This window comes from Saltatorellus ferox (assembly GCA_007751475.1).
In the GTDB taxonomy this organism is placed as follows: domain Bacteria; phylum Planctomycetota; class UBA1135; order UBA1135.
On the sequence record CP036434.1, the window covers coordinates 1,374,044 to 1,400,244 of the forward strand.

Here is a 26,201-nt window from a genome sequence, read left to right on the forward strand (position 1 = left end):
CGCCTGACTCTCCTTGGCGCCTCTATCTATCGTCTTCATGCGGAATACCCTTTCACGGCTCGCTCTCCTCGCCGTTCCTGGCCTGACGTCTCTCTCCGCTGCGACCGCATGGTCTGCGCCGGCCATCGAGGACGAGAAGGCGCCCGCGCCGAAGCGGGCGCTGGTCGCCGATGACCTCGCGGACTTCGAGTGGCGTCCGCTCGGACCGAGCACCTTCGGCGGCCGCATCGTCGATCTGGCGTGCCATCCGGATCGGCCGCGGACGCTCTGGGTCGGAAGCGCTTCGGGCGGTCTCTGGGTGACGAACGACCACGGGACGACGTGGGAGTGTCTCTTCCAGAACGAGGGCACGATCTCGATCGGCGACATCGCCGTGGACCCGACGAACCCGGACGTGCTCTGGGTCGGCACCGGCGAGGCGAACAACCAGCGCAGCTCCTACTGGGGTGACGGCGTCTACAAGTCGACCGACGGCGGCAAGACGTGGAAGAACGTCGGCCTGCCGCACTCGCATCACATCGGCCGGATCGTGATCGATCCGCGCAACTCCGATCGCGTGTTCGTCGCGGCCCTCGGTGCGCTCTACACCTCGAACGAGGAGCGCGGCCTCTACCGCACGACGGACGGCGGCGAAACCTGGGAGCGGGTCCTCGCGATCAACCCGGACGTCGGCGTCGTCGACGTCGCGCTCGACCCGAACGAGCCGGATCACATGGTTGCCGCGAGCTACGAGCGCCGCCGCCGCGCCTGGGACTTCGACGGGAACGGCCCCGGCTCCGGAATCTGGCGCTCGGAGGACGCGGGCACGACGTGGGAGCGCTGCGAGGGCGGCCTTCCGACCGGCGACATCGGCCGTATCGGCCTCGACGTGTTCCCCGGCGACGAGAACGTGATCGTCGCAACGGTGTCGAACCAGAACCGCGAGCCGGTGCGAAACGGTCCGGTCATCGGCCTGGAGGTCGAGTGGACGGACGGAAAGCTGGTCGTGACGAAGGTCAAGAAGGACAGCGGCGCGGCGAAGCTCGGGCTGGAGAAGGGCGATGTCCTGAAGAAGATCGGTGAGCGTGATCTCGACGACGCCTTCGCGTGGATGCACGTCCTGGGCGAGCTGCGAGACAGCGCCGAAGAGAAAGCGGGTGACTCGGACGAGGAGCCGACGCTCGCGCTGACCTACGTGCGCGACGACAAGGAGAGCACCGTCGAAGCGGACCTCGAGCAGATCCTCGTCGTCGACGAAGGCGACCCCAAGACGCGCGAGATCGGCGGCGGGGTCTATCGCTCGACCGATCGCGGGAAGACCTGGGAGATGGTGAACGAGTCGCCCGTGGGTGGCGATCCCGCCTACTACTACGGCCAGATCCGCTTCGACCCGAAGGACGCCCAGCGCCTCTACATGTGCGGCGTTCCGATGCTCGCGTCCAGCGACGGCGGCCAGAACTGGGACCGGATCGCGGGCTCGGTGCACGTCGATCACCACGCGCTGCTCGTCGATCCCCACGACAGCCAGAAGCTCTGGCTCGGCAACGACGGCGGCCTGCACGTTTCGTGGGACAAAGGCGAGACGTGGCAGCACTTCACGAACCTGCCGATCTCGCAGTTCTACGCGGTCGGTCTCGATAACTCCGAGCCGTTCCGCGTCTACGGCGGCACCCAGGACAACGGCACCTGGGGCGGGCCGCACACCTCCCGCGATCCGCGCGGGATCCACCCGAGCGAGTGGTACACGGTGGGCGGCGGCGACGGGTTCTACGCTCAGATCGATCCGCGCAACCCGGACACGGTCTACGCGGAGTCGCAGTTCGGCGCGATCTATCGGCGGAACCTTGCCAACGGTACGTCGGCCTACATCCGGCCGCGCAAGCCGAAGGACGCCGAGGAGGACGCGCTGCGCTTCAACTGGAACTCGCCGATCCTCATCTCGGCGCACAACCCCGAGGTGATCTACTTCGGCGGCAACCGTCTCTTCAAGTCGTTCGATCGCGGCGACTCCTGGCCGGTGCACAGCCCTGATCTCACCACGAAGGACGCCGAGAAGATCGCCGGCAACGTCCCGCACTGCACGATCACGACGATCGCGGAGAGCGTGCTCGATCCTGGGCTTCTGCTGGTCGGAACGGACGACGGGCTCGTGCACATGTCCGAGGACGGCGGCTACGACTGGACGAACCTGACCGGGCAGTTCCCGGGTGCGCCGTCGGGCTGGTGGGTGAGTCGCGTGACGCTTTCCAGCCACGATCGCAACACGGCCTACGTGTCGTTCACCGGCTACCGCGAGGATGACTTCCGGCCGCTGGTGTTCCGCACGACGAAGCTCGGTAGCGGCGAGGGCTGGAAGCGGATCACGGAAGGCCTGCCCGAGGGCGAGCCCGTGAACGATATTTGCGAGGACCCGACGAACCCGATGCTGCTCTATGCCGGCACGGAGTTCGGCGTGTACGTGAGCTGCAACCAGGGCGCGAGCTGGGCGCCGATGAACGGCGGCCTGCCGAGGGTCGCGGTGCACGATCTCGCCGTTCACCAGCGCGACGCGGTGCTGGTCGCGGCGACGCACGGCCAGGGCTTCTGGGCGACCGAAGTCGACGCGGTGCGGGCGATGACCGAAGAGGCGCTGGCCGAGCCCGCGCATCTCTTCCCGGTGGGCGACAAGACGCGCTGGGCGCGCCGGTCGGCCGTCGGCGGCTACGGCGGCGGGGATCAGGTCTGGCGCGGGGAGAACGAGTCCCGTGACGTGACGATCGTGGTGTCGCTCCAGGAAGTGGACGCCACCGCATCCGAGGAGCCCGAGACCCCCAGGGAGGGTGAGGGAGCTCCCGCGAAAGTCTCCGACTGGAAGGTCACCATCGAGGACGCGGGCGGCGAGGTTCTCGCCACGAAGACGCTTCCGAACGAAAAGGGCGTGCACGTGCTCACCTGGGACCTCCGGAAGGATTCGAAGTCGGACGACGAAGGCGGTCAGAACCGTCGGCGCGGCGGCGGACTCGGCGAGGGCGTCTACACCGTGGTGCTCCGCAAGGGCGACGCGAAGAAGGCGCAGAAGGAATCCTTCGAGGTCAAGCGCGACCCGATGCTCGCCGGAGCCAGCGCGGCGGAAATGGAGGCTGAAGAGCAGCCGGAAGAAAGCGCGGAAGAGGACCGGCGGTACTGAGCCCGCGCGCTCGCTCCTACAGGCTCCAGCGCAACGACGCGATCGCCGAGTTCACCCACGTGAACGTGTAGACCTCGTCGTTGTCGGCGCCGCCTTCGATGGTTCGATAGCCCAGTGAGGCCCGGAGTCCGGGCCTCACGTCATATCCCACGGTGAGCGCGACGTCGAACGCGCGGCCCTGGGGCGCGGCCGAGCCCTCGACGTCCAGCACCGAGACCCAGCGATCGGCGAAGCGCCATTCGCCGGTGAGGTTGAGGAGCGGAACGACGCCGAGGTCGGTCTTGCTGGCGCTGCGTCCGCCCTGGGAAACCTCGATGCTGGCGTCGCGAACGAGCGCGGTCACGCCGCCGCGCCATGTCCAGGCCTCCGTCTCCCAGAAGCGGTAGCGATAGGCGAGCCGGTAAGTGTCGAACTGGTAGTCGGCGGAGGCGCGGCCGGCGTTGAAGGTCTCGTTCTCGAAGACGACGTTCTTCTTCAGCTCGCCGGTGCCGTCGGTGCGGACGGGTGCGTAGAGGAAGCGGAGACCGTGCTTCTCGTCGAGGTCGTACTCGAAGGTGATGCGACCGACGGGCCAGGGTCCTTCCCCGGTCAGGTCGTTGAGCGAGAAGCGCGTGCCGGTGTCGCCGGGGGAGCGCACGTCGTTCCGGTTGGAGAAGACGGCGCCAGCCTCGAGGGTCATGCGGAACCTGGAGGCCTCTCCATCCAGGTCCTGGGCGCGGAGGGAGCCAAGGCTCGAAGGGGTTTCCCGCATGAGAGCCGGAGCGGGCTCTGGGTGGGGAGTGGCGAGAAGGGCGGCGCTGAGGGCGGGAAGAGTGGAGAGCAGAAACATGGATGGGGGGGGCGCGGGGGGGAAGGGAGCAGAGGGGCAGGCTGTCACGCCCCACCTCGGTAGGTTCGAAGTGAGGTCGATCATGGATTCAGCCGAGGGGCGCCAGTCTCCGCGTCCATGTATCTGAACGTGGGTGGGGAGATTCCTCGACACTGTCGCGTTGGATCGACATGAAGGCCAGGGCGGGCCTTCCTTGTTGGATACTGCTGTGAGGCTGTAAGTCGTTGACCGAGAGTGGATTGTGGCGAATCTCGCGGCCTTTGGTGCTACCTGGCAACGGCTGTGCTCCATGGACCTCCATGACCAGCACCTTCCACCACGACACCAAGTTCTGCTCCTGCTGCAACGAGTACGTCAGCTACCTCTCCAGCATCGAGAGCAGCTACTGCGTCCAGTGCGGTGCCGAGGTTCGGATGTTCTCCGCCTCGGACTGGGAAGCGGTTCAGGCCAAGCTGGCGGCGCGCAAGTCCAAGGGCGGCCGGCCCCGCAAGGACGCTCGCCGCACCGCGGCAGCGGCGGCTCGGACTGCTGCCTGAGCGCCACGATCACTGCGCTGGGAACTGCCTGGTGCGGACTCTGACTTGACTCTCTCTCTCTCTCTCTCTCTCTCGTCTCCACTCTCTCGTCTCCACTCTCTCGTCTCCACTCTCTCGTCTCCACTCTCTCTCCGACTCAGGCAGGCCTACTCAGCCCGCCGCTCTGCGCTAACGGGTTTTCGGTTCCCGGGAAGCGCAGAACCCAGAACGCCCGACCTCCGCATGCACGCGTGGAGGTCGGGCGTTCGCACTGGGGGAGTCCGAATCCCGCCGGGATTCGGACCGCTGACGTTCGAACTTCCTATTGGAACGTCAGCGTCACCGCGTCCGTGAAGTTCGAGGTCGACTGACGGTTTGCATCCCGATACCACACCTGGAAGTTCCAGGTCTCTCCGGCCTGCACCGCGACCGAACCCTGGGCCAGCGGGAACGCCGTCAGATCTGGCTCCACCGACAGGGACCCCAGGCTGCTGGTGCGCTGGGTCTGAGTGCGGAACGCGGCCACCGCTCCTCCCAGGCACCACACTCCTTGGGAACCCATCCCCATCGGAACCTGGGCCTGGGTTCGTGAGGCCAGCAGGTACCCGAAGCTTTCGGGTGGCAACGAGGTCGCGTTCAGGCGCAGCTGATGGTCGGCGACCACGTCGCTTCCGCTGGCCCACAGGTAACCCGGGGCCTCCGTCGAGTTCGGCACGGCAGGCGAGCAGTAGAGAGTCCCGATCTCCGGACCTGTGAAGTCGATGATGAGACGCGGGGCCCACGCGGGCGTGCTGGTCTCCCGCGACGCGTACCGACGCGCCGACTGATCGAGCTCCAGGTCATCCTTCAGCATCAGCCCGTGGTTCGAAATCGGGGACTCCAGCCACTCCTGGACCAGCGCCGTCAGCCCGGCGCCCTCGAAGAACACCGGGCCTTCCTGATCGATGATCTGGGAGGCAAGCGGCGCGGGATCGAAGTCGCCCCCGCGCTCGCTCCACTCGACGTCGGGGAAGAAACGATGTCTCCACGTAGCGTCGTCGGGCCTGGAGCCGCTGCCGGTTCCGCCCGGACCGCCGGCGATGGAGACGCCTTCTCCCCAGCTCGCCAGCACGCGGTGCAACGATTGCTGCGCCGGAGTCACGACCTGGGGGACGGCCGTGCACTCGAGTTCAAGCCTGACACCCAGGATGGTCGAGCCTGCTGGCACTCCGCCCGTGATATCGAACTCGACGAGTGCGCGGCGCCGGAGGCCGTCGGCGTTTCTGCCTGCGAAGAACGACCTGCCCATCCCGTTGCTCAGGGCGCCGCTGAAGTTCTGGTACAGCGTGTTGTCCTGGACCGCGGACAGGGTGACCTGGGTCTGAGCCGAGGCCCAGGGCGAGAACGCAAGGAGCGCAACGAGGGGAAAGCGAGCGAGGGGCATGGTGACGACCAACGGGAAGAAAGCGAGTCGGGTGAAAGCGAGTCCTACTCCGCCGTTCCGTCGATGTAGGCCTGGATCTTCGGATGGAGGTAGTTCGCCACGTCGCGCCCGAGCTTGAGCCCGGCCACGTTGTCGGCCTGGATGTGGTAGCCGCCGAGCACGCGGCTGATGCCCGCGATCTCCGCTGCCTCGGTGAACGTCGGGATCGGGATCTTGACGTCGCAGGAGAGCGGCTTTCCGTAGCTGGAGAGCACCGCCTTGCCGTCGACCTGCTGCATCTCTTCGCAGGTCGCGTCGCCCTCGGTCAGGGCGCCCGCGATCCGCTTCTCGATCACGCCAAACTCGTCGCTCCCCGTGTAGAGGCGCAGCATCTCCGCGCACGCGCCGCTGATCGTGCTATGGCCAGAGGTGTAGCCCGGGAAGGGCGGCGTCACGAACGTGGAGGGTGAGTACGGGTGCCACTTCTCGGCCGGCACGTCGATGACGCCCTTGCCGGGGCCACCCCAGGCGTGCAGCGTTTCGCCCTTGTAGTAGTGCCGTACCAGCGTCCAGGGACGCGAACTGTCGTAGTAGCGCTTCGAATCCCAGGAGGCGATGAACGCGTCCATGGCCGTCGTGCCGACCGCAAAGAACAGCTTGACGTCTTCGCTGAAGTCGTTCCTGTCGCGCACCGAAACGTCCTGGGCGAAGCGCAGCCAGTGACCGGACTGGCCGGTCGACCGCGGGCCGTCACGCATGAACTCGACGAGCGCCTTCTGCTCGGTGCTGAGGCTCGCGTTCATGGCGATCACCTCGTCCACCTCTTCCTTGAGCTGGGCCGAGCCGACCTTGGGCGGCGGGCCCGGGCGAAACTGATCCGAGGACTCGAGGCCGAACGGCTTCACGAGGTGCCAGTGCGGCGTCAGGAAGTCGACCACGAACGTACCGCCCTTGCCATCGTCGAAGGGAATGGGCTGCCAGCGATCGGGGTCGACGCAGCGCTCGGCCGTGTTAACGGGCCGATAGTTCGTCGTGTCCGAGTAGGGCGTCCCGTCCGAGCCCGGATCGTCGCCGAGCTGGTTCGCGCCGTCCGCGTAGCGATCGGTGACGATGCGCTTCGCGACGAGGTTGCCGAGTCCGGCTGGCGTGCTCGGGTCCGTCGTGTCGAGGGTCGGGTCGTAGCCCAGCGCCCGCATCTCGCCTTCGATGTAGTCCGCGTGGAACGGGTACTGGTCCAGACAGGTTCGGTACATCGCGTAGGAGACCGCGGTCTTCATCGCTTCGTCCGTTCGCTCCGCCTCCGGACGCCTCAGCGTCGAGCCGAATACCGGACCTACCGCGACGTCGTCGTACGCGGCCCAGGCCTCGAACATCGCGATGGTGGGCAGCGCCATCTGCCTCGACAGGATCGTGGGCGCCGCGCCGACGCGCTCGACGTCGCGGGCCGCGGCCTCCAGCATCACGTCCATCCACTGGAACGCCAGCGAGGGCTCGTAGCCCTCCGGTACGTTCATGTGCGTTTGAGAGAGGTCGGCTGCGGAGGGAGAGCTGGCACAGGAGAAGGCCAGGCCCGCGGCCACGGTGCAAGCGAGGAGGAGAGAGCGCGTCATGGTGTCCAGGTTAGTGGGAGGGGGCTTGATGTCGCAAGGGGCGCAATGGCGCCCGTGCCGACTGTCCAGCGGACAGCGGGCGGCGGGCGGCGCGGTCTCATCACGGGGCCGTTTCTCCGGCGAAGGCCGTCCAGAGGGCTTCGATCTCCTCGGCGTCGAGCGTCCCCCGCGCGACGATGACTCGATACAGGAACGAAGCGGACTCATAGGCCTTCAAGCGGAACCCTTCAGGGGGCGTCAGGTTCGTCAGGGAATCAGGTTCCTCGAACGCCGTTCGCGCGAAGGGGTTGGCCGCGACCAGTCCGTAGGGCCTAGCGAACCATCGGGTCGGGTAGCCCGGATTGGTCGGTGAATCGAAGACGCAGACCGTCACCTCTTCCAGTGCGCCGTCTTCATCGGCGAGCGGAGCGCTGTAAGCGATCCACCGAGCAGGCAGTCCGTAGGGATCGTGGCCCTCGATGTTCAGCGACGTCAGCACGCTGGCACGGCCACGGTCGATCCGGAGTCCGTCCTGCAGGCGAAGCGCAAAGAAGCCCTCCCGTACGTCGCCGAAGGTCACGCCGTTGCCGGTCGCGGTCAGTTCGTGCTCCACGTCGATGGTTCGCACCTGATCGTTGCTCTGGAACGTGTACGTGCGTGCTTCGTTGCACAGCGTGCTTCCGTCCGGAGCCCGCCAGTCGAGCGTCATCTCGATCAAGGCACGACCGCCGGGGCGCATGCGAAGCGCGTGGCCCGTCAGGCGCGGACCGATCGCGTCGTTCCAGAGATTGAAGCCCGACACCGAGCCATGGGCGGTCCACATCGAGAGGTGCTCGGGGTGGTCCACCGACTCGCCGGTTCGTGGATGCAGGGGAAACCCGCGGAGGATCTGTCGGCCGCCGTGGCCGCGGAGCTCTTCGATGACCGCGGGCCCTGCCGGTGACAGGACGACGCGTGCAAACGTCTCATCGTCCGCGAGGACCTGGACCGATCGTTCACCGCTCCGTAGCACGAGGACTTCCGGTCGAGGCGGCGCTTTCGTCGAGGTAGCGCAGGCGGATGCGAGAAATGCGGCGAACAGGGCCGCGTTCATTCGGGGGGTCATCATGGCTCGGAACTCAGATCGTCTCGCGTGATCGATGGGCTGTGTGATCTTCGTGAACGCGCATCCGCCTTGCATCCGTCCGGGTGAAGGCGCCGAACTCCGCCGTGTCCAGCAGCCATGGGCCCGTCCCGACGAACGGGACGACCTGCCCAACGCCGACTGGACACCCACGACTGACCGGTGCGTCGGTCAGCTTCGATCTCTCTTCCTTCACTTGCATCTTCTTCCCCTTCGTCGGCTTGCGCATGTTGCGCGAGCCCCGAATGACGGAATGATCACGAAACCCACCATGAAAACCATCCTCGCCATCTCCAGCCTCGCCTTCGGCGCCGCCGCTCTCGCTTCCTCCACTCCCGCCATCGGCGACGGTCCGTGCTGCGGCGCCAAGACCGCCAAGGCGGCCCTGGCCTCCAACGTCGCCGAGAAGACCATCGTCGAGACGGCCGTCGAGAACGGCAACTTCAAGACGCTCGCGAGCCTCCTCGGGGCCGCCGAACTCGCTGGCGCCCTCTCCGGTGAAGGTCCGTTCACGGTGCTCGCTCCGACCGACGCCGCGTTCGCCAAGCTCCCGAAGGAGACCGTCGAAATGGTCACCAAGCCGGAGAACAAGGCGCTGCTTCAGGAGATCCTGAAGTACCACGTCGTCAGCGGTAAGGCCGCGGCGAAGGACGTCGTGAAGGCCAAGAACGTCACGACCCTGAACGGTCAGCGCGTGGACATCGTCGTCGAAGAAGGCACCGTCATGATCGGCGGAGCCAAGGTCACGACGACCGACATCATGTGCTCGAACGGCATCATTCACGTCATCGACACCGTCATGATGCCCGAGACGAAGAACATCGTCGAGGTGGCCTCGGGCGCCGGCTCGTTCGGCACGCTGATCGCCGCGGCGAAGGCCGCCGGCCTCGTCGAGGCCCTCACGGGCGGCGCAGGTCCGATCACCGTCTTCGCTCCGACGGACGAGGCCTTCGCGGCCCTTCCGGAGGGCACCGTGGCTGAGCTTCTCAAGCCGGAGAACAAGGAGCGCCTCGCCGCGATCCTCAAGTACCACGTCGTCGCAGGCCGCGTCTTCGCCGATCAGGCCGCCAAGCTGGACAAGGCCCCGACCCTCAACGGCAAGGACGTCACCATCGCCATCACCCGTGACGGTGCCAAGGTTGGCAACGCCAACATCGTGAAGACCGACATCCAGGCCTCCAACGGCGTCATCCACGTCATCGACGCCGTCATTCTTCCCTGATCGAGAATTTCGCGGCCACCGTGCATCCCAGCCCCGGACGGCCGCGAACTGAGCGTCGAGAGTCAAAGGGGTCGACCGCGACCTGAAGAGAACGTCCCCGGGAAGGGACCCTGGCGCCGGCTGCCCCCTTGGGGGCGCCGGCGCCAACTTTTTCCCCTCGCTGCGGCGCGGGCCACGCGGCAGCGGCCATGCGGCGGCAGGTCGCTCCCCCGGACGCGTCACTCCTCCGTTCGGATCGTGACCCCGCCCGACTGGCGGAGTTCCACGCGGTAGGTCTTCCCCGGCCGCGCTTCGATGGACGGCGCCTCGCCCTGAATGGCGCGCACCCCTAGCCTCCGCGCCTCCTCCGGATCGTTCGCGTAGTCCCAGATCTTCTCGAAGAGCTGGGTGTAGAGCGGATCGGGCAGCTTGTCGCCCTGGAAGGGCAGCGGATGGGGGACCTTGGAGTCAATCTTGATGCCGTCCTCCGGCGAGACCTTCTCCGAAAAGATCCCCTGGAAGAGGCACACGGAGGTGCCGCGGAGCGCATCCCCGGCCTCGATGTAGTCGTCGTCGAACTTGATGACGAGGCCGTCGATGTAGAGCCGCTTGCCCTTGATCGTCATCGATTCTCCCTCGCCGATGGGCTGGCCGGTGTCGTCCAGCTCGGTGAAGACGACCTCGGTCTCGATGCCGTCGGACCCGTCCGTCGCCGGCCCCTGCCGCACGACCCGGATGCTGGCGACCCGGTGATCGAGGCGCAGAAGCTGCTTGGCGAGCTCCAGCCGCTGAATCTCCTCGGTCTGCTCGGTGATCGTCTGGGCCTGATCCTCGATCGTCTGGTCCTTGACCGCCATGTCGGTCTCCAGGACGGCGATTCGGGCATCCCGCTCGCTCAATTGACGTAAGTGGTCCGTACTCCTGTCCCAGAAGAAGTACGACCAGAAGGCGGCGATGGCGGCGAAGCTGCCGAGAACGAGGTTACGAAGCATTTTGGGGTGCGGTGAGGAAGCGTTGTGACCGAAGGCATGGTAGCGGGCCGCGTGCAGCGATCCGGGACTCCCTCGGTCTCAATGGGTGAAAACGGCGTCATCTCGCCGCTATTCCTTTGAGTTCCAGGCGCTCCTGGCTCAGATGACGAGCCCCAAAACCCTATGAATCCTGAGCTACTCATCGGCCGCCTGGAAGCTTTTGCTTACCAGCTGCGGAACCTCGTGAAGGACCTTCCCAAGGACCAGGCGCGCTGGCGCCCGGCAGAAGGTGGCCTTTCCGTGCTCGAGATCGTCGGTCACCTCTGTGACCGCGAGCTCCTCGAGTTCCGTCCTCGCCTCGAGCTGACGCTCCGGGACCCCGAGAAATCGTGGCCTCGCGTCGAGCCTGACGATGGCCTGGAGGAGCTCAACTACAACGAGCGGGAGCTCGACCGGGAGGCCGAACGCTTCCAGCGGGAGCGCCTGAAGAGCGTCCAGTGGCTCCGTAACCTCGGGGCTGCCAACTGGACCTCGACCCACGAGCACCCGAAGAAGGGTCCGGTCCGCGCCGGCGACCTCCTCGTCTCCTGGGCTAGCCACGACGCTCACATGATGCGGGCCATCGCCCACCGCAGCTTCGACCTGTCCCAGCGCGATGCGCCGGGCTTCAACTCGGACTACGTCGGCGGCTGGGAAGGCGAACCGCGTCCCTGACGCAGCCGACGCCTCGGTGAAGTTGGGTCAGGAGCCCTGACGGCGGCGGCATTCAGCCGCTACCCTCCTGGCCCATGTACCAGCTCCGACCCGACCCCACCTCCCGCCTTCTCCCATGACGACGAATCGCGTCGCAGTGGTCGAGGGCAACCTCGACGCTTATCTGGACGGGGCCGTCGGCCCGTCCCAGCACCTGGCGCCGGACGATCCGCTCCGGCCCGGCACGACCCTCACGGCGCGCCGGGCCGTCGAGCTGTGGGAGGACCAGATCCTGTCGCGCTGCCTCGACGTCGCCGCCCGCGACCTCAAGCGTGACGGCCAGGGCTTCTACACCATCAGCAGCGCGGGCCACGAGCAGAACGCGGTCCTCGGCGCCCAGCTGCGGACGACCGACCCGTGCTTCCTGCACTACCGCTCGGGCGGCCTCATGGCGGCGCGGATGCGCCAGATCGAGGGCTCGACGCCCCTCTTCGATACGCTCCTGTCTTTCACGGCGTCCAAGGACGATCCCGTGTCGGCCGGCCGGCACAAGGTCTGGGGCAGCAAGGTGGCCTGGGTCCCGCCGCAGACGAGCACCATCGCCAGCCACGTGCCCAAGGCCGTCGGCACCGCGTTCTCGCTCTCTCGCGCCAAGAAGCTCGGGATCGACACCGGGCTTCCCGACGACGCGATCACCTGCTGTACCTTCGGCGACGCCTCCGTGAACCACGCGACGGCGCTCGCGGGCATCAACTCGGCGCGCTACGCGTGGCGCCGCATGAACCCGACGCCGGTGCTCTTCGTCTGCGAGGACAACCAGCGCGGCATCAGCGTGGAAACCCCGCGCCGCTGGATCCGCGACTTCTTCTCGCGCCTCGAGCACCTGCGCTACTTCGAGGCGAACGGCCACGTCGACGAGGTCTGGGACACGGTCGCGCTCGCGATTCAGACGTGCCGCACGACGCGCCAGCCCACGTTCCTGCGCCTGCGGACCCACAGACTCTGGGGCCACGCGGGCTCGGACGTCGAGTCGGCCTACATGAGCCAGGCCGAGATCGAGGCCGAGGAAGCGAAGGATCCGGTGCTGAACAACGCGCGTCGACTCATCGAACTCGGCGCCGCGACTCCCGCGGCCCTGCGCGCCATCGTGCGTTCGACGCGCGAACGCGTGAAGGCCGCCAGCGTCGAGGCGAAGCGCCGGCCGAAGCTCACGAACGTCGCCGAGATCATCGCGCCGCTCGCGCCCGTGGACGAGCCGCGTTGGCGCATCGCTGGCAACGCCCCGATCGACCAGGCGCGCCGCGTCCAGGTCTTCGGCGAGCGGCTCCCCGAGAACGCCAAGGCGCCGACGCGCCGCACCATGGGCGCGCGCATCAACGATGCGCTTCACGACGAGATGATCCGCCGCCCGAACGTCATCGCGTTCGGCGAGGACGTCGGCCGAAAGGGCGGCGTCTACGGCGTGACGCAGAACCTCCAGCAGCACTTCGGCCGCTCGCGCTGCTTCGACACGCTGCTCGACGAGACGACGATTCTGGGCGTCGCCCAGGGTTCGGCGCTCGTCGGCCTCCTCCCGGTTCCCGAGGTCCCGTACCTCGCGTACCTGCACAACGCGATCGACCAGATCCGCGGCGAGGCCTGCTCGCTCCAGTTCTTCAGCGCGGGTCAGTACCAGAACCCGATGGTCGTGCGCATCGCGGGCCTCGCGTACCAGCGCGGCTTCGGCGGGCACTTCCACAACGACAACTCGATCGGCGCCCTGCGCGAGATCCCCGGGCTCAGCATCGCGGTGCCGTCGAACGGGGCCGACGCGGTGCGGCTCTTCCGCGGCGCGCTCGCGATGGCCGCCGAGTCCGGGCGCGTGTCCGTGTTCCTCGAGCCGATCGCGCTCTACCACGAGCGCGACCTCTACGAGGAGGGCGACGGGCTCTGGCTCAGCGACTACCCGGTCCCGGACGGCTCCGAGGGCTCGTGCCTGCTCCCCGGAGAAGTCGGCATCGCGCATCCGGACCACAAGGACGTGCTCATCGTCTCCTACGCGAACGGCTACCGGCTGGCGCTGCGCGCCGCGCGTCAGCTGGAGGCCGACGGCATTCGCGCGCGCGTGCTCGACATGCGCTGGCTGAATCCGCTGCCGATGGAGGCCATCCGTGCCCACGCGGACGAGTGCGGCGCCGTGCTCGTCGCCGACGAATGCCGGGCGACCGCCGCGGGCCCCGCCGATGCGATCATCTGCGGGCTCGTCGAGGGCGGGTTCCGCGGCAGGATCAAGTCGGTGCGCAGCGCCGACACCTACATCCCGCTCGGGGATGCCGCCAACATCGTTCTCTTGAGCGAGGACGACATCGTCCGCGCCACCCGGGAGGTGCTCGCATGAGCCGCGTCGTCGTTCTGTGTCCGGGCCGCGGTTCTTACACCGAGGCGTCGCTGGGATCGCTCGATCCCGACCACGAGTTCGTGCGCGCGGCCGAGCGCCGGCGCGCCGACTTCGGGCTCGAGCCGCTGCTCGTGCTCGACCAGGCGAACCGCTTCGAGCCCGCCCGCCACCTGCGCCCGGCGCACGTCTCGCCGCTGATCTTCGTGAAGGCGATGATCGATGGGGCGAAGGCGGCGCACGAGCACGACGTCGTGGCGATCGGCGGCAACTCGATGGGCTGGTACATCGGCCTCTGTCTCGCGGGCGCGCTCTCCTTCGAGGATGGGTTCCGGTTGGTCCAGCAGATGTCGATGCTCCAGGAGGAGTACGCCGAGGGTGGGCAGGTGATCTATCCGGTCGTGAGCGACGACTGGCGGCCCGCGCCGGACCTCGCCTCGAACATTGACGCGGCGCTCGCCTCATCGGCAGGGGAGGCGATGCCCTCGATCGACCTCGGGGGTTACCGCGTTCTTGCGGGGTCGAAGAAGGGCGTGAGCCATCTGCTTTCGATGCTCCCACAGGTGAGAATGGGCAACGTCACGTATCCCATCCGTCTGGCCCAGCACGGTCCCTACCACACGGTGCTCGCGGAGCCCGTGGCAGAAGCGGCGCGGGCGGCGTTCGCGGACCTGAAGTTCCACGCGCCGCACACGACGTTGATCGATGGACGTGGCCGTCGCTTCACGCCCTGGTCGACGGATCTCGCTGAACTCAAGAGCTACACGCTGGGCGCGCAGGTCACGACGCCCTACGACTTCACCGCGTCGGTGCGGGTCGCGCTGCGTGAATTTGCCCCAGATCACGTGATTCTTCCGGGCCCGGGAAACACGCTCGGGGGCATCGTCGGGCAGATCCTCGCCGCAGAAGGATGGCGGGGAATTCACTCGAAGGCGGACTTCCAGGAGGTGCAGAGGCATGTCGCGGAAGACACGGGACCGGGTGTCGGGGCTCCGTTCTTGGTGAGCATGGGCATGATTCCGGAATCGCGACCCTGAGAACCCTTCCGATTCGGGCCCCCATGAGCCACGATAGGAGCCGTGACAACCACCGGGAAAACAAAGCAGTCGGCGCGGGGCAAGCGAGCGAAGAGCGCGATGCCCGAATCCGAGTTCCACTCCGAAGCGCGCGCGATCCTGTCGGAGCTCCGGAAGTATCTCGGGGCCGCGATCGAACCGGCGACCAGGGGGACGACCCCGGGCGCCACCGAATGGAGTCGCGCCCTCGATATCGACACCAAGCTGGCCTGGAAGCTGACGCACCTCCTCGATCCCGACGGGGACCTCGAGGCGCTGGAGTTCGTGCCGGGTCGCCAGGCGTTCGATCAGATCCTGGAGGCGGCCGGCAAGGCGGGCGAGGGAGCCGGAGGCACGGCCAAGAAGGCTTCGGAGGCATCGGGTGCCGCGAGACTCGCGTTCGAGCGCTACGAGACGCTCGTTCGGACCCACGCGGGCAGCCGCAAGGCGTTCGACGTGCTGGTGACGAGCCAGCGTCCGCGCGGCACGAGCCGTGCCGAGGTCAACCTGCGACGTGGTGCGGTCGAAGCGAACGCTTCGCTCCTCGGAGTTCGCGCCGGGGCCCAGGTCGCGATCTACGGTCTCGCGCCGAGTTCGGTCGACGAGAACAGCCTCGACGTCATGGGGGTCCGGAAGATCGAGGGCACGGAGCGGATGCGTCCGAACGTGAACTGGCGGATCGCGCGCAGCTTCAAGACGGCGGAGGACGGGACGCCGTTGCCAGGCGGCCCCGAGCCGCTGGTGAAGGCCAAGCTCTCGAAGGCGCTCACCGGACTGCCCGTGGTGCCGGACTTCTCGACGACGCCGCTGCCGACGCTGGCGCGCCTCGACGCGTCGCCGTCGGCGGTGGAGTTCGAGATGCGCGGCGGCGAGGTGGGCGCGAGCGCGCGCTTCGACCTGACGACGGCGGAGATCTTCCGTCCCGGCGACAACCGCTACGCGAACAAGGACGGCAACCGGCGCACGCGCATCTTCGCGGGCGTCCGTGTGCCCTGCGATCTCCTCTACGTCGACCTGATCGTCCACAAGGATCTGTTCGAGTCGACGGAGCCGTCGGTGCAGATCGTGTCGACGCTGCACACGGGCATGTCCCTCGAGTTCCGCGATTCGGACATCCTGCCGATCGAACCGGAGTTCATGTCGCTGGGCCGCGGGCTCGGCAAGGTCAAAGACCGAGAGCGCCCGCGCCACGCCGAACTCGTCCGCTGGGCGATGCTGGAGGTGGGCTGGAACCCGGACGACTTCGATGTCTACCGCTTCAAGCTGCAGTACCCGCCGCTCCCGTCAGGTGTGGCGTTCGACTGGCTGCGGCGGAAGAAGAAGTAGGCCGCCGGAATCGTCCTCAGGCTTTCTTCAGGAACTCTGTCCTGAGGTAGATGACGGTCTTGTTGACCCGCCCCTCGATCAGCTCGGGGTCTTCGGCGAGGCGGATGTCCTTCACCAGCGTTCCGCGCTTCGCCGTGAAGCCCGCGCCCTTGACGTCGAGGTCCTTGATCAGCGTGACGCTGTCGCCGGAGTGCAGCTCGGCGCCATGGCTGTCCACGGTCGGGCGGCCGGGAGCACCTTCCTCGCCCGCGCCGGATCCTGCTCCGGCTCCTTCCCCGGCGCGCGCCCATTCGGCCGTGTCCTCATCCAGGTAGAGCTGTTCGCGCAGCTCCGCGGCCCAGCTTTCTCCGATCTGGCCGAGAAGCCGCCAGGCCACGACCTGAACGGCGGGGTGCTCGCTCCACGCCGTCTCCTGGAGGCAGTGCCAGCGGTGCAGGTCGCCGAGCGCGCCGTTCACCCCCGCGCGGCACGGGCCGCAGACGGCGACCGCCTCCTCGCGGGGCGACACGACGTGGGCCTCGACGCCGTCGGTCGAGTGGCAGAGTTCGCACGCGCCGCCGGAGCGGGCCTGGAGATCGGGGGGCAGTGACACGGGTCGGACACCTGGGGGAGAGCGGTCTGGTGGATCGAAGGGAAGATTGTCGCAGCCAGTTTGGCCGGGGGAGGCCGCAGCGCACTGACTTTAGTCCGCATTCACTCCGGACTGAGGGCGACTTTTCGGCGGGCTGCGAACCTCTGGTCCCGTCCCCCCAAACGCTCAGCCCCGGCCATGATGTCCCTCCAGGAAGATTCCCCCAGCTTCGACGTGAACCCAGATGCCTTGATGACGAAGGTCGAAACCTGGGTCAACGGCGCCATTCGACTGGTCCCCAACCTCGTGGTCGCGAGCGTTGCGCTGCTCCTCTTCATCGGAGTCGCCTGGTTCGCGAAGCGCCAGGTCGGGCGCCTCGCGAGCCGTCACGGCCGGGACAACCTCGGCGACGTCCTCGGCGGCTTCGTGAAGTGGACGATCCTGATCCTCGGCTTCCTGATCGCTGCGACGATCGTCTTCCCGCAGCTCAACCCGGCCGACCTGATCGCCGGCCTTGGCGTCAGCTCGGTGGCCATCGGTTTCGCCTTCAAGGACATCCTGCAGAACTGGCTCGCGGGCCTTCTGATCCTGATCCGCCAGCCCTTCGAGGTGGGCGATCAGATCGAGGTCAACGGCTTCGAGGGCACGGTCCAGAGGATCGAAACGCGCGCGACGATCCTCAAGACGTACGACGGCCAGAACGCCGTGATTCCGAACAGCGACATCTACACCAACGCGATCCTGGTGAAGACGGCGCACGAGTTCCGTCGCAGTCAGTACGACGTCGGGATCGGCTACGGCGACAGCCTCGAGGACGCCAAGCGCGTGCTGGAAGAGGCCGTCGCGGCGTGCGACGGCGTGGAGACCGAGCGGGGGGTCGAGGTACTGCCGTGGGACCTCGCGGCGAGCTGGGTGACGCTGCGCGTTCGCTGGTGGACGAGGAGCGATCGCGCGTCTGTGGTGCAGGCCCAGTCCCGCGTGATCGCGGCTGTCAAGGCCGCTTGCGACGGTGCCGGTATCGACATGCCGTTCGAGACGCACATTCAGCTGGTCCACGACCAGACCGAGGCGGCCGACGGGGACCGCGAGGCCCAGCGCGAAGGCTGGCCCGCGGGCGATGAGGGCTCCACACCGCGCTGGCGCGCGCGCGAGGCAGCGGCTCCGACCGCTTGAGCCCGGGGAGCCGTCAGGCAGCGGTGCGCCGCGCCTTCCGAAGGGCGTGGACGTCCATCAGCTGGGCCTTCAGCGTGGCCACGCTGAAGGGCTTCGCGAGCAGTCCGTACATCCCCGCGCCGAGACAGCGCTCTCGCGTGCTCTCCTGGACGTCGGCCGTCAGCGCGACGATCGTCGGCGGCGAATCGAGCGCCGCCTGAATGGCGGCGCTCGCTTCGAAGCCATCGATCTCGGGCATGGAGAGATCCATGAAGACGAGGTCGTACGGCGACCAGGCCGTCAAGTCGATGGCGACCTGGCCGGAACCGGCCAATTCGGGCTCGTAGCCGAGGCGCTGGAGCAGGCGCTGGGCGACGCGCCGGTTCACCGGGTTATCGTCCACGACGAGGATGCGCAGCGGGGTCGCCGCGGCGAACGAGGAGTCGAGGTCGTCGTTGGTGACCGCTTCCCGGGGACTGGAAGCGGCGCCGCCGTCGCCGGACGCGCTCGCTTCTGCGACGCGGCCGAGAACGATCTTGACGGTGAAAACGCTGCCCTCGCCTTCCTGGCTGGTCGCCTGGATGCCGCCGCCCATCAGCTGGGCGAACTGCTTGCAGATGGCGAGGCCGAGACCGGTGCCGCCGAAGCGGCGCGTGGTCGAGGCTTCTTCCTGCTGGAACGGCACGAAGATGCGCTCGATGGCGTCCTGGGCGATTCCCTTGCCGGTGTCCCGAACCGCGATCTCGATCCGGTGGCTCTTTTCGTCGGCCTCCTCGTCGGCCTCTTCGGGGCGCATCGTGACGTACACGCCGCCCTTCTGCGTGAACTTGACGGCGTTGGAGAGCAGGTTCACGACGATCTGCTGGAGGCGCGTCGGGTCGCCGAGCGCCATCGTGGGCAGTTCGGGTGCGCTCTCGATGGCGATCTCCAGCCCCTTCTCGTTCGCGGCCGGCGAGACCATGGCGCAGGCCTTGGCGACGGTGCCGACGGGGTCGAAGGGGATCGTCTCGAGGACCGTCGATCCGGACTCGATCTTGGAGACCTCCAGCACGTCGCTGATGACGCGCATGAGGAGCTGGCCGCTGCTCTTGATCGTGGCGACGAGTTCGAGCTGTTCCGCGTCGAGCGGCGTTCCTTCCAGGAGCTGGGCCATGCCGAGGACACCGTTCAGCGGCGTCCGGAGCTCGTGGCTGACGTTGGCGAGGAAGGCGCCCTTCGCAGCGCTGGCGGCCTCCGCGTCGCGCTGGGCTTCTTTCAGCGCGTTGTGGGCACGCAGGCTCGCGAGCGCCGTGCCCACGATGCGGCCGAGCTCCGTGATGCGCGTGGTGTTCGTCGAATCGAAGGCGTCCACGTCCGAGGAGGCGAGGTTCAGCGTGCCGAGGACGTCGCTCCCCGAGGACAGCGGCGCCGTGATCCCGGACCGGTAGCCCATGAAGGCATGCTGGCTCAGGGCGGCAGCCCCCGGGGCGTCGTCCCTCCACGTGACGGCGCGCTTCTGGACGATGGTCTTCTCGAAGAGCGAGCCTGGCACCGGCACGACGAGGTCGAACGGATCCTCGTCCTTGCGGCGCGTCAAGGCCCGGATCGTCACGACGTCACGGTCGGCGTTGAGCAGGGCGAGGCTCGCGAGGTCGGACCGGAAGATGCGCTTGAGGTAGTGGGCGGTGGTGCTGCAGATGTCGCCCTCGTCGTCGAGGTGCGCGAGCTTGAGCTGGAGGCGCTGCAGGAGACTTACCATGCGCGAGTTCTCGGCCTCGTGGGCGGCGGTCTCCCTGGCCTCGGCGATGCGCTGGTGGAGCAGGCACTGCGCGGCGACGATCGTGGCGGTCTCCTGCAGGAACCGTTCGTCCGCGGGGCTGAAGGCATAGGGTGCCTTGCGCCCGATGTTCAGCGTGCCGATCGTCCGTCCACCCGCCACGAGGGGCGCGCAGCGGCTGCTCCGGAGCCCACCCTCCCGAAGCTTCACCAGATCGACAGCGGTTTCCCCCGAGAAGTCGTCCGAGCCGCGTATCTGCCCGGATCGGAAGGCGTCCCCCGCGACGCTGGCATCGATCGGGATGCGCCAGTTCGTCGGGATGGCGGCGATTCCGTCCAGCACCGTGACGCTCAGCTCCTTGGCGTCGCCGATCGACCACTCGCCCTTCGGCGCGACCGGGAAGGCCAGGCTGGCCCGGTCGCACGGGATCAGGAGCTCGAGCCAGGTCGCCGTGCAGTCGAGGACGGTCTGGTACGTCTCCTGGCGGCTCAACTCCTGGATGAACGAGAGCAGCTCCGCGGAAGCGGGCTGAACAGGCGCTTTCCCGGTGCTCCCGTGGGAGTCGCAGTCATGGGCGTGGTGGGGAGGGTTCCCGGCAGGCATGTTGAATTCCTATCGCATCACAGGCGCGGGAACCCTGAGCGTTTCGCCGTCCACCGCCGAGCCCAAGAAAACTCTTCCTGGCGACTGTCTCAGCCCGGAGCGATGTCCCATATCCCAAACGACCCCGGGAGCAGCAGCCCCGAAGGCACCACCTCCCGAGGGCAATCGCTATGCTCTCCGCCCCATGATCTCGATCAGCAATGTGACCAAGAACTTCGGCAGGCAGGCGCTCCTCACGGGCGCCTCGGTCCAGCTCGACCCCGGCGACAAGGTCGGTCTCGTCGGGCCCAACGGTTCGGGCAAGTCCACGCTGTTCAGGTTGATCGTGGGGGAGGAGTCCCCGGACATCGGCGACGTCACGGTCCCGAAGAAGCTCAGCGTGGGCTACTTCAAGCAGGACGCGGCCGAGTCCAGCGCCCACCGCTCGGTCATCGAAGAAGCGATCGCGGGAAGCGGGCGCCTCGGCGAGCTGCACCACGAGGTCGCCGAGCTGGAGGCCGCCATGGCGGACCCGGATCGCATGGACGAGCTCGACGCGATCCTCGAGCGTTTCGGCGAGGTCCAGGGTGAGTACTCCCAGCTGGGAGGCTACGAGCTCGACTCCCTGGCGCGCGAGGTCCTGAACGGCCTCGGCTTCTCACCCGAGCAGGTGATGGGCGACTTCGCGGCCCTTTCGGGCGGCTGGCGCATGCGCGTCTCGATCGCCAAGGTCCTGATCGGCAAGCCCGACGTCCTTCTGCTCGACGAGCCCACCAACCACCTCGACATCGAGTCGATCCTGTGGCTCGAGCAGTTCCTCCAGGCGTCGGACGCGACGATCCTGATGACCTGCCACGACCGCGACTTCATGAACAAGGTCGTGAAGCGGGTGGTCGAGATCGACGCCGGCGAACTCGTGACCTACGCGGGCAACTACGACTTCTACGACCGCGAGCGTCACATGCGGGCCAAGCAGCAGGACGCGGCGTTCGTGAAGCAGCAGGCGATGCTCAAGAAGGAGGAGCGCTTCATCGAGCGCTTCGACAAGAACGCGTCCAAGGCCTCCCAGGTCCAGTCGCGGGTCAAGAAGCTGGAGAAGATCGAGCGCGTCGAGCCGCCGAAGAAGCGCGTGATCGTGCCGTTCAAGGTCAGGACCCCACCGCGCTCGGGCAACGACGTCGCGACCCTCTCGGGCGTCACCAAGGGCTACGGCGACCGGGTGATCTACGACGGCTTCGACTTCGAGATCAAGCGCGGCGAGCGCTGGTGCGTCATGGGCGTCAACGGCGCCGGCAAGTCGACGCTCCTCAAGATGATCGCGGGCGTCATCGAGCCCGACAGCGGCAGCGTGCGCCTCGGGGCGAGCCTCAAGCCCGGCTACTTCGCCCAGTCGGCCCTCGAGATCCTGGACGCCCGCCGCACGGTCTGGGAGCAGATCGACGACGCCTTCCCGACCGCCACGATCCCGTCCAAGCGCACTCTCCTGGGCTCCTTCGACTTCCCGGGCGACGAGATCGAGAAGCGCATCGCGGTCCTCTCGGGCGGCGAGCGCTCGCGCCTCGTCCTGGCCCAGATGCTCTACGACCCGCCCAACTTCCTGGTCCTCGACGAGCCCACGAACCACCTGGACCTCGCCACGAAGGAGATGCTCGTGGGGACGCTCTCCAGCATGGAGGCGACGATGATCTTCGTCAGCCACGACCGGACGTTCCTCAAGGGTCTCGCGACGCACGTGCTGGATCTGACGGGCGGCGGTACGCCCGAGAAGCCGAAGCCACTCGTCTACCCGGGTCCGTACCAGGAGTGGGTCGAGCGGACCGGGCAGGAGGCGCCGGGTGTGCACGCCTGAGTGGGGGACCGCGGCACGAGCAGGGGCCGCTGGCGCCGCATGATCTTCGTGGCGCTGGGAACGGCTCTGGGCGCGGTCGCCGTGCACCATGGAGCGCTCTGGAGCGTGCAGCGCAGGCTGATCTTCCCCGGGGCCTACATGGGGGCCGGTGAAGTGCCGCGCAGGCCGGACGTCGAGCGTCTGTCGGTCTCCCACGCGGCGGGCCAGACCCACGGCTACCTCTTGCGCGCGCCCGAACCCTCCGGCGGCCTGGTCGTCTACGCCCACGGGAACGCGGAGTACGCGGCCGACTGGATCTTCGACGCCCAGCCCTACACCGCCGCCGGCTTCCACTTCCTCTGCCTCGAGTACCGCGGCTTCGCGGACTGCGATGGAACGCCGTCGGAGCGCGGGATCGTGGAGGACTCGGTCGCGCTGATCGACCAGCTCCTCGCCCGAGAAGACCTCGCCATCGACCCGGCCCAACTCGTCTACCACGGCCGCTCCGTGGGGGGAGGAGTGATCTCCGCCGTGGCCCGCACCCGCCCGCCCGCGCGCCTGATCCTGGAGGCCACCTTCAGCTCGGTGCACTCGATGTCGTCCGGCTACTTCGCGCCGCGCTACCTCGTCCGTGACCCCTTGGACGTGCGCGGCCTCCTGGCCGGCAACTTCACGGGGCCGGTGCTGCTCCTCCACAGCCAGGTCGACGAGGTGATCCCGTTCGCCCAGTTCGGCCTCAACCGAGAGGCCGCCGAGGCGGCGGCGAAGGGCGACCCCGCGAGGCTGCAGACCGTGATCCACGAGCGCATGGGCCACAACGACTCATGGCTGTTCGAGGACCCGGCCCTTCTGGCTCGCTTCGCGACGGGCTAGCGCAGCCCTGGCGATCATCGGTAGACCCTTTCCACGAAGAGCGCCACGTCGCCTCGTCGCGCCTTCACTACACGCCCAGACCACCCCCGACGTGACCCCGAGCCTCCGGCGCGCCTACGCATGGATCCGGTCGAGCGGCCGTTGTGATGGCGGAAGGCCCGTCTCGCAGCTCAAGGCCGATTCGCGATTCGCGAATAGCGAATGGTGCGCCAGGGGCGGGTTGCGCGCAAGCGGATTCGCGTCGCGAGTTGCCCGTAATGCAAGTTTGGGGCGAAATGAACCCCTCTTGGCGTTACTCGTGTCAGGTTCATTTTGACGAGGTTTTGCATTTCGGGCGATTTGATCATCGAGCTCGCGTAGGAGTCACAAGCTCTTGATAGCCACCCGCGTTCCGCTGGATTGCGCTAACTCTGGCGCTATTCGCAATTCGCGAATAGCATATGGGCCATGGCGCTCAAACCTCAGGACCTCGTCGTTTGCCTTCAGCTGGCCCTCCCTGACTACCCGGAAGAGTGGACCTACCCGGAACTTGCGGGACGGCTCAAGCTAAGTATCTCGGAATCCAACGCTGCGACCCACCGAGCGTCAGCGGCTCGGTTATTGACGAGTGGTTCGGGCCGAAGCGAGAAGCCCCGACCGGTCCGTGCGTCGCTTCTTAGATTCCTCGAGGGTGGCGTCCCCTTCGCGTTCTACGCCCATCCTGGCGAGATGGTTCGGGGTGTTCCGACGGCACACTGGGCACCACCACTATCAGAGCAGCTGGTGGCGATGCCTCAATCACTGCTCGTGTGGCCATCCGCCAAGGGAAAGGCAAGGGGGCAGTCCCTCCGCCCCCTCTACAAAACAGTACCAGAGGCAGCCGCGGAGAGTGAATCGCTCTACGCAGCCCTCGCGCTCGTCGACGCCCTCCGCGTCGGGCGTCAACGAGAACGCAAGCTCGCCATGTCGGAGCTGTCCAAACTGCTGGAGTCGAAGTGAGCCCTGGTGATCCCAATCTTGATCGTGTGGAGCTGGCTGCCCAGCTCTTGGGCCCGTTGATGGACGAGCTCTGCCTCGTGGGCGGCTCCGTGACGGGCCTCCTCTTGACGGACCCTGGATCCGCTCCCATTCGCCCCACCGTCGATGTCGATGTGGTCCTCGATGTGGTGCAGTACGCCATGTATGGGAACTTCGAGCGTCGTCTGCGAGCGCGTGGCTTCATCCAGGGAAGCGAAGAGGACGACCCGATTTGTCGGTGGAGGCGTGATGCACTGATCCTCGACGTGATGCCCGTGGGCGGGTTCCTCGGCTTCACCAATCGGTGGTATGCAAGCGCGGTGAAGTCGCGTGTCACCTCCCTCCTCCCGAGCGGCAAGGCGGTCTCCCACGTGGACGCGCCTCACTTCATCGGAACCAAGCTTGAGGCGTTCGCCTCACGTGGGGAGAACGATGCTGCGTGCAGCCATGATGCAGAGGACATCGTGCTGGTGGTGGACGGGCGCCGGAGGTTCTGGTGGAAGTGGCCATGGCACACGGCGAACTTCGCTCGTTCATCGCTCGTGGCATCGCGCTGCTTCTCGATGACTCGTTCCAAGGCGACTCGTAGTGAGAGCTTCGACCTCCTTGGGCCTCTGCAGACTTCACCCGGGTGCCTCGCTTTCCGCCGCCCTCAGCTTGAAGCTCGCGCGCGCCCTCCCTACGAGGAGGCCCGATGCCGAAGAACCCCGAACCCGTCGACGCGTCCCGGTCGCCCGAGTCGCCCCGGCCTCCCGAGGAGCCGCAGGGCACGATGCCGCGGGTGGCGATCTGCACGGGTAAGTCCTGTCGCAAGAGCCAGGGGCTGGCGGAGCTGGAGGCCGCGCTCGCCGATTCGTGTTCCGTCGTCAGAACGGCGTGTCTGGGGGAGTGCAAGGGGCCGGTGGTGGTGGCGAACTTCGAGTCGGAGGAAGCGGTCGTTCTCCGGCGGCTGCGAAAGCGGAAGCAGCGCGCGGCCCTCCTGGCTTTCCTCTTCGGCGCGCCCCTGAGCCAGCGCCTGGAGCAGAGGCGCCTCGAGGGGAGAAAGCGCGAAAAGGCCATCTCGAAGGCGCGCCGAAGCGCCTGAGCGCGCCTCGCATGGCTCACTTGCCCTCGGGGTTGGCCGTGTCTTCGCTGGCGCTTCGCGATTCCGTACCCTTCGTGCCCGCTCGGCTACCGAATCCGCCTCTCTCCAACGACCATGACGAAGAAGAACGACCCGCAATCCTGGGAATGGTCGAAGGCCCGGGCCAAGGCGGCGACTGGCCCCAAGTCAGGCACCACGACCAAGAACAGAAAGGCCATCCGGCGGCCCATCGCCGAGAAGCTGGTCCAGAGGCTCCCTCGCCACATGCGGTCCGAAGCCATCGACTTGACCGCGACCAAGGAAAGCCTCCGAAACACGATGCCCTTCCTCGAGCGCGTCGCCTCTGAGAGTTCGCTGCAGGACCTCCATCCGGCGCATGCCTGCTACGTGCTTGTTCAGAACGAGCTGTCCCGGCTGGTGGAGCAGCTCACGCGCCTTCCGGAGCTCGACCGATTCTCGCGCGCGGTCAGCCTGGCTGAAGATGAGTACCTGCCGAGTGGCCCGCCCATGAGCCCCTTGACCCATTCCTTCTTCAACAGCTGGGCCTTCTTCGACCTGGGCGTGGGCGCCGGGCGCGAGACCCTGGGCACGATCTCGCTGGCGGTGGGCAAGGCCCTCGGGATGGGGGCAGAGTTCGAGCGAGTCCTCGACCTCTTCCAGGACTCCGCCATGGGTGTCTTCGAGCATGAGGGCGTCGAAGGGGAGATCCTCACCCTCCGAGAACTCGTCACGGGCCGCGTGTGCCGAGCCATCTGTCCCTCGGGATACCGCGGGGTGGCGGGGCAGCTCTTGTACGCGCGAGTCCTCCCGCCTCCGCTCCCGCAACTGGAGGAGCACGTGGTCTTCACGACGCCCTACCGCCTGCTCGCGCCAGGCAAGGTCGAGTGGCAGGCTTACTTCGACCGCACCCTCCCCGAGGGCCCTCCCGCCAATCGACTCGCGGCCCACCGAACCCTGATGAAGTGGGGTCCCGCCGGGAACTACTGGAGCGAGTTCGTCTTCGAGGCGTACATGAACCATCGCCCAGAAGTGATCTTCCTCGCGGGCCTGCCGGACGTGTCGTCGAGCCGTCCGCATTCGCCCGATTATCGGAAGTAGCGAACTCGGCTCCATCGGTAGATGGGTGGCGCGCCGGG

20 protein-coding genes are annotated in these 26,201 nt (G+C 67.4%); 13 read left to right on the forward strand and 7 right to left on the reverse strand.

Features of this window, described 5'->3' with window-relative positions:
• Nucleotides 1-37 precede the first annotated feature (37 nt).
• Nucleotides 38-3,145: a VPS10 domain-containing protein gene (locus tag Poly30_RS05080; protein ID WP_145194943.1), complete on the forward strand. Its 3,108-nt coding sequence runs from the start codon at nucleotides 38-40 to the stop codon at nucleotides 3,143-3,145.
• A gap of 16 nt (nucleotides 3,146-3,161) precedes the next feature.
• Here Poly30_RS05080 and Poly30_RS05085 read toward each other — a convergent pair whose 3' ends face one another.
• Nucleotides 3,162-3,974, reverse strand: coding sequence for a hypothetical protein (locus tag Poly30_RS05085; RefSeq protein WP_145194945.1), 813 nt, complete (start codon nucleotides 3,972-3,974; stop codon nucleotides 3,162-3,164).
• Between the two features lie 299 nt (nucleotides 3,975-4,273).
• Here Poly30_RS05085 and Poly30_RS05090 point away from each other — a divergent pair, with 299 nt between their 5' ends.
• Nucleotides 4,274-4,510 carry a hypothetical protein gene (locus Poly30_RS05090; protein ID WP_145194947.1) on the forward strand — a complete coding sequence of 79 codons (237 nt, stop codon included), beginning with the start codon at nucleotides 4,274-4,276 and terminating at the stop codon, nucleotides 4,508-4,510.
• Nucleotides 4,511-4,811: 301 nt separating this feature from the next.
• Here the strand turns inward: Poly30_RS05090 and Poly30_RS05095 are convergent, their stop codons facing one another.
• The 3 genes from Poly30_RS05095 to Poly30_RS05105 all read right to left on the reverse strand — a co-directional run bounded on the left by Poly30_RS05095 (nucleotide 4,812) and on the right by Poly30_RS05105 (nucleotide 8,588).
• Nucleotides 4,812-5,912 (reverse strand): DNRLRE domain-containing protein, encoded by a 1,101-nt coding sequence (locus tag Poly30_RS05095; RefSeq protein WP_145194949.1) that lies wholly within the window; start codon nucleotides 5,910-5,912, stop codon nucleotides 4,812-4,814.
• Between the two features lie 44 nt (nucleotides 5,913-5,956).
• The gene (locus Poly30_RS05100) at nucleotides 5,957-7,501 is read right to left on the reverse strand and encodes a vanadium-dependent haloperoxidase (RefSeq protein WP_145194951.1); all 1,545 of its coding nucleotides are present in this window, start codon (nucleotides 7,499-7,501) and stop codon (nucleotides 5,957-5,959) included.
• Between the two features lie 100 nt (nucleotides 7,502-7,601).
• A complete protein-coding gene (locus tag Poly30_RS05105; RefSeq protein WP_419190985.1) occupies nucleotides 7,602-8,588 on the reverse strand; it encodes a DUF6807 domain-containing protein in 987 nt (328 codons plus the stop codon).
• A gap of 286 nt (nucleotides 8,589-8,874) precedes the next feature.
• On the opposite strand from Poly30_RS05105, the gene Poly30_RS05110 reads away from it, so the two are divergent.
• Nucleotides 8,875-9,825 (forward strand): fasciclin domain-containing protein, encoded by a 951-nt coding sequence (locus Poly30_RS05110; protein ID WP_145194955.1) that lies wholly within the window; start codon nucleotides 8,875-8,877, stop codon nucleotides 9,823-9,825.
• A gap of 218 nt (nucleotides 9,826-10,043) precedes the next feature.
• Here Poly30_RS05110 and Poly30_RS05115 read toward each other — a convergent pair whose 3' ends face one another.
• The gene (locus Poly30_RS05115) at nucleotides 10,044-10,796 is read right to left on the reverse strand and encodes a SlyX family protein (RefSeq protein ID WP_145194957.1); all 753 of its coding nucleotides are present in this window, start codon (nucleotides 10,794-10,796) and stop codon (nucleotides 10,044-10,046) included.
• A gap of 162 nt (nucleotides 10,797-10,958) precedes the next feature.
• Between Poly30_RS05115 and Poly30_RS05120 the strand changes: the two genes are divergently transcribed.
• From Poly30_RS05120 to Poly30_RS05135, 4 genes are all read left to right on the forward strand, one after another.
• Nucleotides 10,959-11,489 (forward strand): DinB family protein, encoded by a 531-nt coding sequence (locus Poly30_RS05120; protein ID WP_145194959.1) that lies wholly within the window; start codon nucleotides 10,959-10,961, stop codon nucleotides 11,487-11,489.
• A gap of 115 nt (nucleotides 11,490-11,604) precedes the next feature.
• Nucleotides 11,605-13,845: a thiamine pyrophosphate-dependent enzyme gene (locus tag Poly30_RS05125; protein ID WP_145194961.1), complete on the forward strand. Its 2,241-nt coding sequence runs from the start codon at nucleotides 11,605-11,607 to the stop codon at nucleotides 13,843-13,845.
• Nucleotides 13,842-14,879 (forward strand): ACP S-malonyltransferase, encoded by a 1,038-nt coding sequence (locus Poly30_RS05130; protein ID WP_145194963.1) that lies wholly within the window; start codon nucleotides 13,842-13,844, stop codon nucleotides 14,877-14,879. The genes Poly30_RS05125 and Poly30_RS05130 overlap by 4 nt, the downstream gene beginning before the upstream one ends.
• A 42-nt stretch (nucleotides 14,880-14,921) precedes the next feature.
• Nucleotides 14,922-16,223, forward strand: a complete 1,302-nt coding sequence (locus tag Poly30_RS05135; RefSeq protein WP_145194965.1) for a hypothetical protein — start codon at nucleotides 14,922-14,924, stop codon at nucleotides 16,221-16,223.
• A gap of 16 nt (nucleotides 16,224-16,239) precedes the next feature.
• Here Poly30_RS05135 and Poly30_RS05140 read toward each other — a convergent pair whose 3' ends face one another.
• Nucleotides 16,240-16,815 (reverse strand): PhnA domain-containing protein, encoded by a 576-nt coding sequence (locus Poly30_RS05140; RefSeq protein ID WP_145194966.1) that lies wholly within the window; start codon nucleotides 16,813-16,815, stop codon nucleotides 16,240-16,242.
• Nucleotides 16,816-16,992: 177 nt separating this feature from the next.
• Between Poly30_RS05140 and Poly30_RS05145 the strand changes: the two genes are divergently transcribed.
• Complete coding sequence (locus Poly30_RS05145) at nucleotides 16,993-17,967, forward strand: mechanosensitive ion channel family protein (RefSeq protein ID WP_145194969.1); 975 nt, start codon at nucleotides 16,993-16,995, stop codon at nucleotides 17,965-17,967.
• Nucleotides 17,968-17,980: 13 nt separating this feature from the next.
• On the opposite strand, the gene Poly30_RS05150 is transcribed toward Poly30_RS05145, so the two are convergent.
• Entirely contained in the window at nucleotides 17,981-20,305 is a 2,325-nt protein-coding gene (locus tag Poly30_RS05150; protein ID WP_145194971.1) for an ATP-binding protein, read from the reverse strand.
• Between the two features lie 184 nt (nucleotides 20,306-20,489).
• Here Poly30_RS05150 and Poly30_RS05155 point away from each other — a divergent pair, with 184 nt between their 5' ends.
• The 5 genes from Poly30_RS05155 to Poly30_RS05175 all read left to right on the forward strand — a co-directional run bounded on the left by Poly30_RS05155 (nucleotide 20,490) and on the right by Poly30_RS05175 (nucleotide 26,163).
• The gene (locus Poly30_RS05155) at nucleotides 20,490-22,133 is read left to right on the forward strand and encodes an ABC-F family ATP-binding cassette domain-containing protein (RefSeq protein WP_145194973.1); all 1,644 of its coding nucleotides are present in this window, start codon (nucleotides 20,490-20,492) and stop codon (nucleotides 22,131-22,133) included.
• Between the two features lie 39 nt (nucleotides 22,134-22,172).
• Nucleotides 22,173-22,985 (forward strand): alpha/beta hydrolase, encoded by an 813-nt coding sequence (locus tag Poly30_RS05160; protein WP_145194975.1) that lies wholly within the window; start codon nucleotides 22,173-22,175, stop codon nucleotides 22,983-22,985.
• Nucleotides 22,986-23,753: 768 nt separating this feature from the next.
• Nucleotides 23,754-23,963 carry a hypothetical protein gene (locus tag Poly30_RS28155; RefSeq protein WP_419190987.1) on the forward strand — a complete coding sequence of 70 codons (210 nt, stop codon included), beginning with the start codon at nucleotides 23,754-23,756 and terminating at the stop codon, nucleotides 23,961-23,963.
• Between the two features lie 712 nt (nucleotides 23,964-24,675).
• Complete coding sequence (locus tag Poly30_RS05170; protein ID WP_145194977.1) at nucleotides 24,676-25,065, forward strand: (2Fe-2S) ferredoxin domain-containing protein; 390 nt, start codon at nucleotides 24,676-24,678, stop codon at nucleotides 25,063-25,065.
• Nucleotides 25,066-25,179: 114 nt separating this feature from the next.
• Entirely contained in the window at nucleotides 25,180-26,163 is a 984-nt protein-coding gene (locus Poly30_RS05175) for a hypothetical protein (protein ID WP_145194979.1), read from the forward strand.
• The last annotated feature ends 38 nt before the right edge of the window (nucleotides 26,164-26,201 follow it).